The organism is Sphingorhabdus lacus (assembly GCF_009768975.1).
Taxonomy (GTDB): Bacteria; Pseudomonadota; Alphaproteobacteria; order Sphingomonadales; family Sphingomonadaceae; genus Sphingorhabdus_B; species Sphingorhabdus_B lacus.
Window position 1 is genome coordinate 1872084 of record NZ_CP035733.1, and the last position, 15786, is coordinate 1887869.

The 15786-nt window shown below is 53.5% G+C and carries 15 protein-coding genes; 1 reads left to right on the forward strand and 14 read right to left on the reverse strand.

Features of this window, described 5'->3' with window-relative positions; genetic code table 11:
* Positions 1 to 5: 5 nt before the first annotated feature.
* The 12 genes from EUU25_RS08800 to EUU25_RS08855 all read right to left on the reverse strand — a co-directional run bounded on the left by EUU25_RS08800 (position 6) and on the right by EUU25_RS08855 (position 13355).
* Entirely contained in the window at positions 6 to 983 is a 978-nt protein-coding gene (locus EUU25_RS08800) for an alpha-ketoacid dehydrogenase subunit beta (protein WP_246162622.1), read from the reverse strand.
* The gene (locus EUU25_RS08805) at positions 977 to 1972 is read right to left on the reverse strand and encodes a thiamine pyrophosphate-dependent dehydrogenase E1 component subunit alpha (protein ID WP_246162623.1); all 996 of its coding nucleotides are present in this window, start codon (positions 1970 to 1972) and stop codon (positions 977 to 979) included. Before EUU25_RS08805 ends, EUU25_RS08800 begins: the two co-directional genes overlap by 7 nt.
* Positions 1969 to 3396: an aldehyde dehydrogenase family protein gene (locus tag EUU25_RS08810; protein ID WP_158900186.1), complete on the reverse strand. Its 1428-nt coding sequence runs from the start codon at positions 3394 to 3396 to the stop codon at positions 1969 to 1971. The genes EUU25_RS08805 and EUU25_RS08810 overlap by 4 nt, the downstream gene beginning before the upstream one ends.
* The gene (locus EUU25_RS08815) at positions 3393 to 5009 is read right to left on the reverse strand and encodes a sulfatase-like hydrolase/transferase (protein WP_158900188.1); all 1617 of its coding nucleotides are present in this window, start codon (positions 5007 to 5009) and stop codon (positions 3393 to 3395) included. The genes EUU25_RS08810 and EUU25_RS08815 overlap by 4 nt, the downstream gene beginning before the upstream one ends.
* A gap of 2 nt (positions 5010 to 5011) precedes the next feature.
* A complete protein-coding gene (locus EUU25_RS08820; protein ID WP_158900190.1) occupies positions 5012 to 6463 on the reverse strand; it encodes an aldehyde dehydrogenase family protein in 1452 nt (483 codons plus the stop codon).
* Between the two features lie 7 nt (positions 6464 to 6470).
* Entirely contained in the window at positions 6471 to 7184 is a 714-nt protein-coding gene (locus EUU25_RS08825) for an SDR family NAD(P)-dependent oxidoreductase (protein WP_158900192.1), read from the reverse strand.
* Positions 7181 to 7954, reverse strand: a complete 774-nt coding sequence (locus EUU25_RS08830) for an SDR family NAD(P)-dependent oxidoreductase (protein WP_222848779.1) — start codon at positions 7952 to 7954, stop codon at positions 7181 to 7183. The genes EUU25_RS08825 and EUU25_RS08830 overlap by 4 nt, the downstream gene beginning before the upstream one ends.
* Positions 7951 to 8643, reverse strand: coding sequence for a GntR family transcriptional regulator (locus EUU25_RS08835; protein ID WP_158900194.1), 693 nt, complete (start codon positions 8641 to 8643; stop codon positions 7951 to 7953). Before EUU25_RS08835 ends, EUU25_RS08830 begins: the two co-directional genes overlap by 4 nt.
* A gap of 324 nt (positions 8644 to 8967) precedes the next feature.
* The gene (locus EUU25_RS08840; RefSeq protein WP_158900196.1) at positions 8968 to 9549 is read right to left on the reverse strand and encodes a LysR family transcriptional regulator; all 582 of its coding nucleotides are present in this window, start codon (positions 9547 to 9549) and stop codon (positions 8968 to 8970) included.
* An 81-nt stretch (positions 9550 to 9630) separates the two neighbouring features.
* A complete protein-coding gene (locus EUU25_RS08845) occupies positions 9631 to 9771 on the reverse strand; it encodes a hypothetical protein (RefSeq protein ID WP_158900198.1) in 141 nt (46 codons plus the stop codon).
* A 1236-nt stretch (positions 9772 to 11007) separates the two neighbouring features.
* Positions 11008 to 11487 carry an FKBP-type peptidyl-prolyl cis-trans isomerase gene (locus EUU25_RS08850; RefSeq protein ID WP_158900200.1) on the reverse strand — a complete coding sequence of 160 codons (480 nt, stop codon included), beginning with the start codon at positions 11485 to 11487 and terminating at the stop codon, positions 11008 to 11010.
* 107 nt (positions 11488 to 11594) lie between these two features.
* A complete protein-coding gene (locus EUU25_RS08855; RefSeq protein ID WP_158900202.1) occupies positions 11595 to 13355 on the reverse strand; it encodes an FAD-dependent oxidoreductase in 1761 nt (586 codons plus the stop codon).
* A 136-nt stretch (positions 13356 to 13491) separates the two neighbouring features.
* Here EUU25_RS08855 and EUU25_RS08860 point away from each other — a divergent pair, with 136 nt between their 5' ends.
* Positions 13492 to 13842, forward strand: a complete 351-nt coding sequence (locus EUU25_RS08860) for an EthD domain-containing protein (protein WP_158900204.1) — start codon at positions 13492 to 13494, stop codon at positions 13840 to 13842.
* 24 nt (positions 13843 to 13866) lie between these two features.
* Here EUU25_RS08860 and EUU25_RS08865 read toward each other — a convergent pair whose 3' ends face one another.
* Both EUU25_RS08865 and pip read right to left on the reverse strand, forming a co-directional pair.
* Positions 13867 to 14829 carry a uroporphyrinogen decarboxylase family protein gene (locus EUU25_RS08865; protein WP_158900205.1) on the reverse strand — a complete coding sequence of 321 codons (963 nt, stop codon included), beginning with the start codon at positions 14827 to 14829 and terminating at the stop codon, positions 13867 to 13869.
* Positions 14826 to 15770, reverse strand: coding sequence for a prolyl aminopeptidase (gene pip, locus EUU25_RS08870; RefSeq protein ID WP_158900207.1), 945 nt, complete (start codon positions 15768 to 15770; stop codon positions 14826 to 14828). Before pip ends, EUU25_RS08865 begins: the two co-directional genes overlap by 4 nt.
* Positions 15771 to 15786 lie beyond the last annotated feature (16 nt).

Consider the following 15786-nt stretch of genomic DNA (forward strand, 5'->3'; position numbering starts at 1 on the left):
TTTTCCTAATTTGATAAAAGGGCCGTAACCGCTGAAGTGATCCGATCAGCGCTCGGATAGACGCTGTGCTCGAGAACGGGTGCGTAAGGCATACAGACATTTGGAACGGTCACGCGTTTTACGGGTGCTTTCAGCAAGGCAAATCCCTCGTCAGCCGCTACCGCGGCGATGTGGCTTGCCGCACTGCAACGATCGCGAGCTTCGTCGACAACGACTAATCTTCCGGTTTTTGCAAGCGAGGCGAGAACCGATTCCTCGTCAAGCGGCACCAGCGTTCGCGGATCAATAATCTCAGCCTCAATGCCTTGGGCAGCAAGTGACTTCGCAGCTTGATCGGCGAGTTTCACCATCGCACCAATCGCGACGATAGTAACATCATGTCCTTCGCGTCGGATTGCAGCTTTGCCGAACGGGACGATGTGATCCCCTTCCGGAACGTCTCCCAGTTCTCCACCACGACCGCCAGGTTCGAGAAAGATTGCTGGATCATTGCTGCGCACTGCTGTTTTAAACAGCCCCTTTGCATCACCTGCATTAGATGGGACAGCAACGTTAATACCGCCGAGGTTCATGAACAACGGATATGGACAATCCGAATGTTGTGCAGCGGTGGACCGGCCTCCCCCAAAACCTGCCATCACCGTGATAGGCAGCCTCATTTGACCGCCAGTCATCAGATGCAGTTTCGACATCTGGTTGGCAATCGCATCAAAGCCCGTATACATAAAGTTGGAAAACATCATGTGCAGCACCGGTCGCCAGCCCGCTGCGGCCATTCCAACAGCCATACCCGTAAGCAAAGCCTCACAGATCGGTGTATCGCGCACCCGATCCGGCCCAAAACGATCCCTAAGTCCCTTAGTGTCTCCGAACATCGAAATTTCGACATCCTCGCCAAAGAGAATGATACGAGGATCACGTTCCATTTCCTCAAACATGGCTTCATTTATGGCTTGGATCAGCCTTCGCTTTGCCATCACCATGCATCCACTTCTGAAAACATCATTGATTTTACCAATTTGGGATCGGGGTCAGGTGCTGACCTCGCGCGCGCTGACGCTTCGTCAACCGCCGCCCTGACACGCTTGCGAATTTCGACAATCTCGTCCGCCGTCGATCCGATATCGATTAACAATGCGGCGGCGCGATCCAGCGGATCACGTGCAACCCAACTCGCGACTTCTTCGTCACTTCGGTATGGCTGCGAGAGAAAATTGATCTCGGCTTCAACATGCCCGCGTGTGCGGTAGGTATGCGTTACCAAGAGACCCGGTCCACCTCCGGCCCGCATCGCCTCGAGCATTTCGCCGGCGACACACCAAACAGCGCTGACATCGTTTCCATCGACCTCATGAGCCGGGATTCCAAAGGGCTTGGCTCGATCAAGAATGTTACCGCTGGTTGCGACTTCCGACCTTGTGAATTCTGACCAGCCATTATGTTCGCACACTAACAATAAAGGCAGCTTCCAGAGAGAAGCGACATTCATCGCCTCCATCAATGTTCCCTGATTGGCGGCACCGTCGCCAAAGAAGCACACGGCTACCTTACCTTTGCGCTCCAGCTTCGCTGCAAATGCAGCACCGGTGGCGATTGCAAGTCCACCGCCAACGATTCCGTTTGCTCCCAAAATCCCGCGCGAAATGTCAGCAACATGCATAGTACCGCCAAAACCACCGCAGACACCATCAGCCTTAGCGTGAATTTCCGCGATCATGGCGTATGGGTCACCTCCTTTGGCAAGAAAGTGCCCGTGCCCCCTGTGGGTACTAGTGATCCAGTCGTCGTCTCCGAGATGTGCGCAAACGCCAACAGCCGAAGCTTCCTGACCGACGTAAAGATGAACACCGGCTGGCAACTCCCCTGCTCGAAATTGTGCACCTAGATATTCTTCGGTTTCACGAATGAGGATCATCCGTTCATACATTGCCAGCAGTTTTTCCTGACTTGGCCTTAGATTGTCGTGTTTCACAAGCTCACCACCGTTGTTGTAACCTGAGAATAAAATTCCAAAGATTCACGCCCACCCTGAACACCGACCCCCGAACGTCCATGTCCTTGTAACGGAGTTATAAAATCTCGGACCTGCCAGCAGTTGACCCAGTTAATACCTGCTTTCAGCGCAGCTGCTGTTCGATGTGCGCGTGACAGATCGTTTGTCCACACCATCGAAGCGAGCCCGAATTCGGTGTCGTTTGCTCGTGCGATCGCCTCAGCTTCTGAATCGAAAGGTGCCACATGGACGATGGGCCCAAATGTTTCTTTGCGCGACAGTTCGGCATCATCCGGCAATCCAGTTAGGATCGTTGCCGGATAATAGGCACCATCTCCTTCCGGTATCTCGCCGCCAATGATGCACTGACCGCCGGCCTGACGGGCGCGTTTAACCGCCTCGTGAACATGCGACCTATGGTCTTGGGAAATGAGAGGACCGAGCGTATGTCGGTTAGCATTTTCTACAAGTTTCGATACAAAAGCATCAAACACCGATCGCTCGACAAACAAACGTTCCATCGACAAACAGACTTGGCCGCTATTCGCAAATGCAGCTGTGGCACAGGCTTGAGCAGCCTTATCCAAATCAGCGTCGGCAAAAACCAATCCTGCATTCTTGCCGCCTAGCTCGAAGAGTACAGGCCGGAGGCCTTCTGCCGCAGATTTCATGATCGCCGTTGCGCTTCGGCCTTCACCGGTAAATCCGAAACCGTCGATACCTGGATGCGCTGCAAGAATGGCTCCAGTCGAGTTCGCCCCAAATCCGTGAACGACGTTGAATACACCTAGCGGAAGCCCGGCTTCATGAAGAATCTCAGCCAGCAAGGCTGCTGAAGACGGCGAATGTTCGGATGGTTTGGCTATAACACAGTTTCCGGCAGCTAAAGCTGGAGCCAAGTTGAGCGCCAACAAAAGAAGCGGAACGTTCCATGGAGCAATTATTGCTACTACACCGAGCGGTCGACGGCTTGTATAGGCTAAAGTTTGGGGCGCCTGATTTCGGGGAATGTTGGGAGACAAAGCCCTGCCCTGCCATGCGTCATTGCTCTCTGTTCGCAAAAGCGTCGCATAGAGTCGAAAGGTTTCGACAGTTCGCGCCACATGCGCGGCGAGAACCTCTGACTTCGAGCGACCAATATCTGCGACCTCAGCCAGTGCAAGATCATCCGCACGTTCTAAGATTGCACTAGCCAGCCGATCAAGCAGATCCGCGCGATCAATGCGGTCCCATTCCTCCCAGTCCTGTCGTGCTTCGCGGGCAGCGGAAACGGCCAAATTGACGACGTGTTCGTCAGCTTCATGAACTAAAGCGACAAGGCTGTTGTCAACGGGTGAGCGCTTAGAAAAAGTACGGGGTCCAGGCAAAAATTGTCCCCCAACATATGAGAATATCTCCTTCACTGCCCGGCCTCTTCAGCCAGAGCGACCGCGAGTTCATTGGCGTTGCGGATACCCAGCTTGATCCCTCGCGTCACCTGGGTGTCAGTCCGTCGCTCAACATTTTCATCACTTTCGGTAACGCGGCGAGGCCTTAGAGCCCAATCAATCAATGCCGCTTCGAGTTCGTTCCTGATCGCGGCGTATTGTGGATCGAGGGAACGATTTTCAAGTTCGCCAGGATCGTTTTCGAGATCGAACAACAGCGGCTCGAAACCCGGGCACGCTATCATCTTCCAACGCGCGCCTACAACAGCAACTATGCCTGTCTTGTCGATAGGCTGTCCAAGTTCCCTGCGAAACCGCATCGTTGCATAATCATATTCGCAAAAACTGTAGCGGCGCTCGATCGTGCCGCCGCTCAGTAACGGCAGCAGAGATATGCCTTCGAGACGAGGATGCGCAGGATCACCTTCGCCTAGTTCGACAAATGTCGGCAAAAGATCAATTGACTCGACAAGTGCGTGACTTACCGATCCACGAGAAGCATCCGATTGTTCGCGAGGATCGACGATAATCAACGGAACACGAATAGCCGGCTCGTGGAGAAACTCTTTTTCACCAAGCCAATGGTCTCCAAGATAATCGCCATGATCCGATGTAAACACTATCAAAGTGTTTTCGAAGAGCCCTCGGGCCTTCAAGGCAGCGAACAGAACTCCCAATTGGTCATCAAGCTGTTTAACCAAACCCATATATGCAGCAACAACCGGAACTCTGACTTTCTCGTCCGAAAAACTACGGCTGACCCGGCGCCGCTGGAAACCGGCAAACACAGGGTTTTGTGTAATTCGTTCGTCCGCACTTCGAACTGCGGGCAGAACATCGTTTGCATTAAACAATGCGTGATAGGGTGCAGGTGCAACGTAGGGCCAATGGGGCTTAATGTAACTGAGATGGATGCACCATGGCTGATCACCCATTGCATCAATACACTCAATGGCGCGGTGTGTTAGATAGGGTGTTTCGCTGTCCTCTTCACGCACACGAGCGGGATAAGGCGATGCCTCAAGCATCCAGCCAGAAACGACTTCCCCATCAATCTCAACCGAATTCACCCATTCGTGCCAAGGATTTGCGCCGCTATAACCGCGGTCACGCAAGTAACGGTTATAGTCGGCGCCAAATCGTTTCTCGGCAGGCCAATGATCGAGATAAATACCCTCTTCGCGCGAATATGTCTCGAAACCTGCTTCGGCTACAAGCGAACCCTCAACCGAAGCTGGATCGATTTTGCGCTTTCCCATACCCTCCAGGTCGGCGCGCATATGCGTCTTTCCAACCAACACGGTACGATATCCTAATGGACGCAAATGGTCTCCGATAGTCCATTCGTCTTGCCGCAGAGGTGTATCATTGAGGCTTGCGCCATGGGATAGGACGTAACGACCAGTGTATACGCTCATCCGCGCCGGCCCACATACAGCCGACTGGGCATAGGCGCGACTGAACCGGACACCTCTTGACGCCAGCCAGTCAAGATTAGGCGTTTTCAATGCCGGATGGCCATAACATGATAGATAGTCAGCACGCAGCTGATCAGCCATGATAAAGAGAATGTTGGGTTTGCAGGCCATCTTCAAAAGACCGTTGCTGGAACAAAGCCCACGTCCGAAAAGATATGCTTGGTCTCCATGAAAACATCGAGACCCATCATTCCGTGCAGTCGACCGATACCGCTTTGCTTGTATCCCCCTGTCTCAGCTTCAGCAAAAAGGCGGTTGTGGGAATTGATCCAAACGGTTCCAGCCTTGATTGACCTTGCAATCCTTTGTGCGCGGGCACCGTCTTGTGTCCAGACACTGGCAGCGAGGCCATAATCTGTGGCATTAGAGCTGTGAACAGCTTCTTCCTCGCTGCGGAATCGTTCGATTGTTACTATCGGTCCGAACAACTCCTCACGCGCAAGCGGATTAGCGATGTCATCGACCGCGATCAAACAAGGGCTTAAATAGAAACCCGAGGAGGGTGCATCATCAGGATGGCAACCTTCGACCAGCACATTCGATGCGCCTTGCAGGATTTTACACAACCGATCGCGGTTGCTTCGGTCGATTACTGGCCCCATTTCCGAGTTCGAGTGATCGGCTGGAAGAACTTTCAGAGTTCTTAGGCGCTCAGCCAGCCGATCTGCAAATTGGTTGTAAGCCGACTCTTCGACAAGTACCCGCGTCACAGCGGTACACATTTGACCGGCGGCGGCAGTCGCGCCTTGGACGATTTCAGGTAAAGCCCGCTCAATGTCTGCATCGGCAAACACGATCGCGGGCGCTTTGCCTCCCAGTTCTAGATTGAGACGCTTCAATGTCGGAGCCGATGCCTCGAAAATTCGCCCAGCTGTATGTCTCGATCCGGTAAAGCTGATCGCGTCGACTTCGCGATGCGCAACCAATGCCTGGCCAACTTCATTTCCGCGCTCGTTTACAGAGTTTAAAACACCGTTTGGCAACTCAGGAACTGAGACCAGCGCTTTGATCATCATCGCGTTTGTTGCGGAGGTTTGAGGCGCAGGCTTGACGACGACTGCGCAACCCGCAGCCAAAGCAGGCCCCAGACTACGAATAAGTAAAGTAATGGGCGCGTTCCAAGGAACGATTATCGCTGCAACTCCGATCGGTTCTCTGCTGAAAATCGAGAGCTGACCTTCGCCAACCTCTTGCGTGCGCCCGAAAATTGTCCTCGCGACTCCCGCATAGTATCGCAATTCGGAGACTGCTGCATTAACCTCTCCCTGGATTTCTGGTGTCCGCTTGCCGCATTCCGCCACTGCCAACGCGACCAATGGAGCCCTGATTTTTTCGATTGCATCAGCCATCGACAGCAGAACTGCAGAGCGCCTTCTAGGATTGTTGGCCCAACCACCTTTTTCGAACGCTCGCCGCGCGGCTAAAACGGCTGCATCTGCAATGTCGACATCTCCGACCTCATAAACGCTGGCTGGTTTTCCATTGGACGGATTTATCGTTTCCAGAGTTTCGGGACCATTGTGCCACTGCCCCGCGACGTAATTTTGCGCCAGATCGAATTTCATTTTTTCCTCATATTATGCGCCAACCGCCGTCGGCACCAATCGCCTCTCCGGTGAGATAGGAAGAGCTGTCCGATGCCAACCAGGCCGCGATTTCCGCTATTTCAACCGGGTTGGCTTTTCGGCCCATGGGTATGAACGGTTTCGGAAAATCACTAAGTGAATTGTCCGCTCCAATTGTGGTCCCCATATCCGTTTCAACAAAGCCAGGGCATATCGCATTGATGCGTATACCCTTGCCGGCATATTGAACTGCAGCGGACTTTGTCAGTCCAAGTACGCCATGTTTTGCAGCGGAATAGGCTGGATTTTTCGGGGCTGCTAAAAAACCCATCACCGAAGAAAGATTGATAATGACTCCACGGCGTTGCCCGGACATCGCGGCGAGTTCATGCTTCATGCAAAGAAAGACGCCCTTCAGGTTCACGCCAATCGCTTTGTCCCACTCGGCTTCTTCAACCTGCTCGAGCAGCTTGCCAAACGGCCCCAAAATGCCCGCATTGTTTACTGCGATATCTAGACGGCCGTAACGGCCAATCACTGTCGAGATCATTGCTTCGACCTGAGGTTCGTTCGCTACATCGCAAAGAATGTCAGCTGCGCCAGCTACATCTGCTGTCAAAACAGTCGCGCCCGATTCCAAAAATTTGTCGGCGATGGCTCGCCCAATCCCGGCAGCACCTCCGGTAACAACTGCGACCCTTCCTTCTAATCCGGCTATCATATATTCACCGATCCGCCATCAATCAGCAAAGTTTGGCCGGTCATGAAATCGCTTTCCGACGAACAAAGAAAGATCAGACCTCCAAGAAGATCTTCAGGAAAACCGTCACGTTTCAACGCTCTACTAGCGACTACTCGGTCTCTATTGGTATCGAGATGCTCCTGATTGGCACTAATTGAGTCCGAAAGAATCAAACCTGGAGCTAGTGTGTTCACGTTAATGTTATGCGCGCCAAGCTCTCGGGCCAGTGCTCTCGTGAAACCAAGCATCGCCCCTTTAGAGGTCACATAGTGCGACATAAATGGAAGGCCTTTATAGGCACTTCCTGACGAGATATTGACAATCTTACCCCGACCTTTGGCAATCATGAGTGGCGCGACATGCTTTACCATGAGGAACGGTCCGCGCACGTTTACTGCCATGACCTTATCCCAAAGCGCGGATTCGATGTCTGTCACCTTTGCATCGCCTAGAGTCGCAAAAACGGCTGCGTTGTTTATCAGTACATCTACATCACCAATCCAGGATATCACATCGTCGACAACCGTCTTAACCTGCGCTTCGTCGCTTACGTCGACGTGAAACGCGCGCGCTGCGTCGCGCTGCTGTGACGCATTGAGTTGCGATGCCAATTCCGCACCGTCTGCAACATCCAGTATTGCTACCTGCGCCCCAGCGTCTATCAGAGCCCCGGCATAATGGACGCCAATTCCCTTTGATCCACCGGTCAAAATTACTTTTAGGCCTTCGAGTTTTCGTTCGGTCATCATCGCTCCGGGAAATGGGTTGTTATTAGCGAAAGTTCATGCGCAACCATTTGCGTTCGCGCCCTTTCGGGATCTCGCGATTCAAATGCGCTAACTATTTCATGATGATACCAGCAAGCGCGCTCCATCGACTGAGCGAGCGTTGCATCAAGCCTCCCCAACACATTGAATGGCGAGCTCAAGGCCGTTTCTAAAATACGCTCTCCGCGCGGGCTATCGGCGGCCCTCCAGATCAGCGCGTGAAATTCACGGTTAAGTTCGTCGAATAGCGGATGAGCCGCGTCGCCTTGCTCACGTACTGCTCTCTCCATGCGATCTGAAAGGTCTCGGAGGTAGGAAACCTGCGAGTCAGAAAGCCGTGTCGCAGCCCGAGCAGCCGCGCGCCCTTCGATTACTGCTTTCAATTCCATGATTTCCACACGGTCGGCTTCGTTAAATTCGGCTACAACATGCTTGCGGTAGCGCTCCATGACAACTAGGCCCTCAGCGCTAAGTCGTCCGATAGCTTCTCTTACTGGAGTACGACTAACACCAATTTTTACAGCAAGCTCGGCTTCCGGCAGGCTTTGGCCCGCTACGAGCTGGCCTTGCAATATCCACTCCCGCAGTGTCCGGTAAGCTACGTCTACTGCCTTGGGCAGTTCGGAATTGGTTGCCGCACCCCTTCCACCATTGATTTCTGAATCGTTCATCACAGCATCCCCCGCCGAGTGAACTCTAAAGTTAGCATTTGCCGCAGAGATGGCGGGGCACATTTGGTTTTTTCCCAGTTGGACGTTGCGTGTTTAACGCTCACATCATTCTGGTATACCATACTATCGTATTTCACAAGACAATTCAGCATTTTTGGCCTTCTTTCGCTCTTTAGTATACCGTATGAGTGGCCCATCTAGGAAAAATATCGCAAACCACGCCCAACGGTACGTTCTTAAGGCTAACAGAAATAAGTGCCATATCGGCGCATTGATAGTCTCGATCTTCAGCCAAATTCTCAAATCGATAGCGATGGCTCGGACTTAGAGTTGGAGTGGGAGTTGCATACTCACACAGTTAAAATGAACGAAGTACAGGCGATGATCTTGCGGCGCTGCAACCAACAGTGGATCGGTCCACAGATTGTGCCGTGTAATTCCGGGTCCTACAATCAGCGCGGGCGTGATCGCCGCATCGACCATCCGCGCCTGCTGGCCCGAGAACGGTTTTTCCGTGCCGCCTTCGATCCCATCGAACCGCACTTCGAGATAGCGCGCAATATAATCGCAGATCGCAAACCGCAGATTGCCAGTCATCAGCGAAGAGCTAAAACCAATGGCAAGCCAACCCTGCTTACCATAGCTCTCATTTTTGGCTGCGGTCAGGAGGTTGTCAATATCGGTGAGAATCCGCTTCGGAACGGTCAGGAAGGCTTGGTCAAATTCGGTTGCGAACGTTCCGCGTTTGGTTCGCTCGAATAATTGAACGCCAAGCATCTGTTCGAGTGCTTGAACTCGACGACTGAGCGCGGACTGCTTGACGCAAAGTATTTTCGCGGCTTGCGAGAAGCTCAGTGTACCGGCCGTGACCTCGGCCGCCCGAAGATGACGAACTTCAAAGCTCATCGCGATCGCCGCCGACGATCATCGCCGTTTTACCAGTTCAGACGTCACGAGCCCAACTTCGAGGACAATGTCGACTGCTGACTAATCCGTAACGACTCTGTTGTCGGTAACACAAATGGCGGTGTCGATCGTGGTAGTGATGTTGATATCGGCCATCGGGTCAGCGTCGAGCAGCACCAGATCGACGAGCTTGCCTTCTTCGATCGTTCCAGCAGTCGTCACCTCTCATTGGTACTCGGCAGACCGAACAATTGCTGCATTTAGAACGTCAACTGGTGTCGTCACGCCATATTCCACGAGGGCTCGGTACTCGCGATGCGAGCTTAAGTCTCCAGTTATTGCGCTTGCCGACATGTCAGACCCGGCAAAAGGGTCACTCTTTCAGCATGAAGCGCTTGACAGATTTCTAATGAATATTTGAAGACATTTTAGGTACTTGCCATGAGCACGGCATTGGCGCGCTAGGATTCTATGAAGGCCGAATCTTTGCGCATGGCCATTCGAATAATTGGATCCAGAGTATCCGAAAAATTTACTCCAGAGGCTGGGATCAACCCAGAATCATATTCGTAAACGCGCGCTGTCTGGAGCGTGGTTTGCAGCGCGACGCCGAATTCCTTACTCAAGCGCACACGGTTTGCAACAACTTCAGGGCTGAAGCGTCGCGCGCCCCGACCATGCAGGAAATATTCGAAGCAATGCGCGACACCGGATCCCGTTCTGGTTGATTGTCATGTTGCGGAAGTCGAGAATTGTTATCCAATGATGCCAGCAGGTGCGGCGCATAACGAAATACTGTTAGCACCATAATCGCCCGCGCTGCCCGCGCATGACGTCCGAAGGCAAACCAATAATCGACTACGCCGAGACGCTATTGAATGGATATTGCAGTGCGCAATCCCCTATCTACTTAGTCCGGCGTCATATGTCCTCCGCGCGATGAGCTCTCAGCCCGCGCGGTGCAGTTGATCGCATGTGCGCTGGTTTGGAACAATCATGCCTGCATGCCGCCGCGTCCTCTGGACGATAGTTTTCTGCCGCAGCTTCAATGCTATCGTGCGTCTAGCGTCTATGTTGCTTTTCTCTACGTTGGCTTTGGCGAACAAGGCATCGAAGAGCATGTCCGCATGCTCGCGGCGATGCGCAAATGGATAGCGCAACGGTCAGACGCGCCTCGAACATTCATTGGAAAGCTGGGGATCACGTCTGGGTTGACTTGGGATTTGATGCGTTGCTGGCTTTGGCTTTGCTGGTTGACATCTTTGTCGTGAGTGCTTCGCCATATCCAGCAGCACTATGCTGCTCCCATCAACCACAGCTCCTCTTATTAAGCCAGTCGGGGCGGTGCGCAATATCAGGGCCTGCGGTCCATGCCCGACAGCAATGCTTGGAATTCGATCTAAGTCGACTGAAAATTTGGGTATTTTACTAAAATCACGATTTTATGCGGACCGCGAATTATACAGAAGTCAGGCTAAGGTCGACTTCGATCTCTATCAACGCAATTTTGAAAATCAGCGCGCTGTCCGGCGGGATTGGACCGGAAACGTCACTTCCATATGCCATTTCCGAGGGGATAACGACCTCCCAAACGTCACCGGGTCGCATCAATTTGAGCACAACTTGCCAACCAGGGATGACTTCCCGCACTAAAAAGCTTGTTGGTCGACCTCGCTGATACGAAGAATCGAAGACCGTTCCCGACGGCAACTTGCCCTCATAATTAAGTAGAACCTTGTCGCCGGATTTTGGCGAGACGCCTGAACGAGCGCCACTTTTTATGATGCGGTATTGGATACCGGGAAGAACGATCACGCCTTTAGTACGCGCATTTTTTTTTAGGAGTTTTTCGGAACACTTTCGTGTGGGGCTTTTGCTGTCGCTTTTTGGTGCAGGTACGAGGATTCCAAGCACAATCGGGGGGAATAAATTTCTCATCGCCATTCCTTGTCGGTCACAAACCATTGCAAGCTATGCGTTTGCAGCGACTGCATAACTGCATTTGGCGGCTAACAGTGGGCAATGCCTCCTCCCCTTTCTTCGCTTTATGACAAGTGGGTACCGCCCAGCCGTTCGAAATTCTGCTGTTTCTCGTCCGCTCTCTCACCCTCTTGTTCTTCATAAATTGTCTTGGCGGCCAAACAGCCGAAAGTGAGCGCCGGACCTAACATCGCACCTGCTGCGGGGTATGTTCCCCCCATTATGCTCGATGCAACAGTGCCGACGGCGAACAAACCTTGTATCACGGTGCCGTCCTCAGTTAGAACTCGGCCCATTTCATCTACGCTCACCCCCGCAAACGTACCGATGTCGCCAGGGATGATCCGGATGGCATAGAATGGCCCTGTACCGAGAGGGGCGACGCATGGGTTTGGCTTGATCGCTGGGTCGCCCGCCGCTCGTTCAAATGCTGTTCCTCCTTTTTTGAACACCGGATCGCTTCCGAAATGCGCGTGTGCATCATGAGCCTCGACGGTTGCAATCAAGCCACGCGCATCGATATTCAGTTTGTCGGCAAGTTCAGCCAGCGTCTCGCCCTTCAGGAGATAGCCATTGCGAAGGAACGGAGTGATACGGCCGGGGGCAGCCGGGACCCGTCCCAAACCATAGCAGCGCAAGTGTTTGTGGCTCGTAACTAGGTAGAACTCAGCACTGGCTCTGCCTGAGCTGTCTCGAAGCATTTCGGCGATAAAATCGTGATAGTTGATCGCTTCATTGGCAATGCGCTCGCCGCTGGTATTTACAACGATGACTCCTGGCTTTGCCCTGTCGCCAAAGTGAGGAGTCAGCCATTCCGAACCATTGGGTCTGGGAACCACGGAAACTGGCGTGAAGGCTGCGGGTTGCCGAAGGCCTGTGTCAATCTTTCCGCCCATCTTCCGGACAAGATCAAGTCCAGACCCGTCATTTGTGGTCGGCAAGTGAGACCGATGCTGCTGACCAGCTCTGACATGCGGTAAAAACTCCAATTGCTTTTGCCGGCTACCTGAGAAACTGCCGGTCGCCAGTACGACCGCACGACGGGCGCGTATCAATCTGCAACCGCTCGGGTGTGCGACCAGCGCTCCAGTCACTCTGGTATCATTTCTTGTCAGTTCGATAGTTGACGTGTTCGTCCAAAGTGTAACCTTTCGCTCAACGAGCGTGAGAGCCAACCTCCCGACGAGGGCGTTGCCCATGACCATGCGGGTACCGCGATGATAGCCGAGCAATCGGTCGCGGAGATGATTTGCAAGCATTTTGCACACATGGATCAAGGAAGGCAGCGATCGGGTGAACCGTGAGAAATGGGGAATATCCAGACGTCCCAACGACATTCCGCCAAAGATCATGGATGCGGGAAGTGGTGAGCGTATCGTCTTGAAGTACTTGCCTAACTTACGACCATCGAAAGGCACTGCGCCCAGAGACCGAAGCCCATGAGTCGAGCCTTTGACGTCGGTGAAGTAGTCGACCACAGTCTCGAGAAGCTCGTATTCGAGGTGGCTGTTGTCTTCGAGGAACGCCAGAGCTGCGGCGGCATTTCTGACATAAGCTGTGCCTCTCGAATGATCGAAGCTTTGTCCAATCACATCTCTAAGATATTGGATGGCTTCTTCTTCGCTATCATTCGGTGCTTTGCCTGCCTGACGGCTGAGCGGGACCCATATCTCGCCTCCAGAGATCGCGCTGGCTCCACCGAGATAAGGTGCATGTTCTGTCAGGATGACATCAAGCCCGAGCACTGAAGCGGTTACCGCTGTCGCCATTCCCGCGGCACCCGATCCGATAACCAGGACGTCACACTCGAAAATCTCATCCTGCATACCGAAATTCCAGATCCCCCATCGCACGCGAATTGACTTGAAGGTCACGAGTGTCTAGATCTATTGTATGCAGCATGTCGACAACATGTCAACGTGATTGAGCCTGTTGCGGGTAGTGGATTCGAGGAGGCTTCTGATGGTGAAGGTGATGTGGTTGCTGCGGAAGGCAGATCATTTGTCGATGGAGGAGTTTCGACGCTGGTGGCTGCAGGGTCACGCGCCAATGATTGCGGCAAAACAAGGGCACCTCATTTCACGCTACGTCGTAAACGTAGCTGCGCCGGATGAACTACCGGGCGGCACTGGCGTTGAGCCGGGTTGGGATGGTGTGGCCGAGGAGTGGTTCGATTCCATGGAAGATGCCAGGCAAGCCTTCTCGTTGCCTTCAGCGCCTGAAACTCGCGCGGATGTAATGGAGCATGTGAGTGCAATGTCACGCATGGTAGTGACCGAAGATTGCATTCTCGACTGGCCGGCAAATCGTTGATGAAAGTCAGCCGTCCCGGGGACGTCACCCTGCGTGCAAGACCGCCTGACGGGCGGCAATAAGGTTGGCGGCTGGAACATGGCTCTCCAATGCGCAGCCCGCGCCAAGAATGAAGTTGAGACGGCCAGCTTCGGCGATGGCTACGCTGACTTCGTAAGCGATATTATCGAATGAACCCGAAGTTATTGCTCCAGCTTGATCTAGACCTCCGACCAAGGTCTGCGAGAAGAGCTCGCGACCTTGTTTCAAGCTAGGATTGCTCGCCTGAGTTGCCCAGTTCACCGCATGCGCGGGGTATTTTGCATATGACTCAAGTCTCAAACTGCTTCCGCAGATATGCAGGAGATTGAATTCGGACCCCGCATCAATTGCGGCCTGCAGTATCTGGCAATCGTCCGGCGCAATGTATTCGCTGAATTGACTTGCATTGAACCTGTCGCGCTCACCACCGTTGGCAGAAAGGAACAGCCCGGATGCCCCCAGCTCAATGCAGTCGGATGTGAACTCGGTCAAGCTTTCCGCTATTGTCCGAAGCCCTGCACATGTCGAACGGGAGTCTTCGCGAAGATGGTTTGTGATCGCCTGGAAACCCGCATCGCTGAAGTCCAAAGTGCCAGACATGTTGTCGTTCGCCGTCGCGAATGGATTGAACATGGTCACGATGACCATGCACTCCTGCCCTACGGCGTCTAGGATTTCCTTTAGACCATCCAGATAGTCCTGTCGAACTCGTGACTTTCGGGAGTTGGGTTTCAGGCGTAGCCAGTCGGACGGAGTGGAAACGCGCTCTATACCGACAAGCTCGAACGGGTTATCGTTCATCACCTTGAGGAAATCTGGGTTTGTTGATCGATAGAACTCAATATGGGCCCGCGCCATTTCCTTGCCGTTTGCAGCTTCGGGCTCGAAATGTGTCCAGAAGCTTGCAGGGACGCGATCGACAGGTCGACCTGCCAAAGCCTCTCTTACCCGGTCGATCTTATTCACTGCCCACGCCCCTTCAGGTCCTCCATTATGGCCAGTATTGCGTTTGCGACGGCTGGCTCAGCCGATGAATGGCCAGCGCCTTTGAGGAGCTCAAGCTTGGAGCCGGGCCAAGCGCGATGGAGCCTGACTGCCGACCATGGCGGGCAGACCCAATCGCACGTCCCCTGGACGATGTATCCGGGGATTCCATGGATCTTGCCTATCTTCCGGATCAGTTGGTCCGGATCGATGAAGAAATCATTCATGACATAGTGGCAGACGATCTGCGAGTACTGGAGCGAGAATTCGGGAGTCAGCTCAGCCTCGATCTCCTTCAGGTCCGGGTTTACCGTTGCCGCTATCCACTCGAACTTTGCAAGTGCGATGGCGGCCCGGACCGCCACTTCTCGGTCTTGTCCGGACAAACGAGCCCGGATAGTCGAGTGAAGGTGATCCTGTTCTGCCTCGCTCATACCCTCGACACATTCGAGCCACTCGAGAGGAAACAACTTGCGCATACCTTGGTTGACCCAATGCATCTCGTCGCGCGTGCCAAGGAAGATACCTCGCAGCACAAGTGCCTTGCACCGAGAAGGGTGGGCCTGGGCATAGGCAAGCCCTAGCGTAGATCCCCATGAGCCACCTGAAACGATCCATTGCCGGATCCCGAGGTGTTCGCGCAGGCGTTCAATATCTTCGATCAGCAGTGCCGTATTATTGCGTTCGACGCCTCCGGTCGGCCGCGACAACCCGGCACCCCTCTGATCATACATGATGAGATTGAAGGCTGCGGGGTCGTGGAAGCGTCGCGCCGAGGCTTCCATGCCTCCGCCCGGTCCGCCGTGCAGGTAAAGCACGGGCGATCCATTCGGATTGCCGCTTTCCTCATAGTAGAGGTCATAGCCTTGTCCGAGGTCGATTCGGCCGCTGTTGCGGACCAGCTGTCCATCATAGAAAGTCACAATCAAACATAGCTCC

Bases quoted from the DNA above. Each gene is read 5' to 3' on its own strand.
- EUU25_RS08860 (WP_158900204.1), top strand. From the start codon at position 13,492: ATGGTGAAGGTGATGTGGTTGCTGCGGAAGGCAGATCATTTGTCGATG.
- EUU25_RS08800 (WP_246162622.1), bottom strand. From the start codon at position 983: ATGGTGATGGCAAAGCGAAGGCTGATCCAAGCCATAAATGAAGCCATG.
- EUU25_RS08855 (WP_158900202.1), bottom strand. From the start codon at position 13,355: ATGCAGGATGAGATTTTCGAGTGTGACGTCCTGGTTATCGGATCGGGT.
- EUU25_RS08820 (WP_158900190.1), bottom strand. From the start codon at position 6,463: ATGAAATTCGATCTGGCGCAAAATTACGTCGCGGGGCAGTGGCACAAT.
- EUU25_RS08815 (WP_158900188.1), bottom strand. From the start codon at position 5,009: ATGGCCTGCAAACCCAACATTCTCTTTATCATGGCTGATCAGCTGCGT.
- EUU25_RS08825 (WP_158900192.1), bottom strand. From the start codon at position 7,184: ATGATAGCCGGATTAGAAGGAAGGGTCGCAGTTGTTACCGGAGGTGCT.
- EUU25_RS08835 (WP_158900194.1), bottom strand. From the start codon at position 8,643: ATGAACGATTCAGAAATCAATGGTGGAAGGGGTGCGGCAACCAATTCC.
- EUU25_RS08850 (WP_158900200.1), bottom strand. From the start codon at position 11,487: ATGAGAAATTTATTCCCCCCGATTGTGCTTGGAATCCTCGTACCTGCA.
- EUU25_RS08830 (WP_222848779.1), bottom strand. From the start codon at position 7,954: ATGATGACCGAACGAAAACTCGAAGGCCTAAAAGTAATTTTGACCGGT.
- EUU25_RS08840 (WP_158900196.1), bottom strand. From the start codon at position 9,549: ATGAGCTTTGAAGTTCGTCATCTTCGGGCGGCCGAGGTCACGGCCGGT.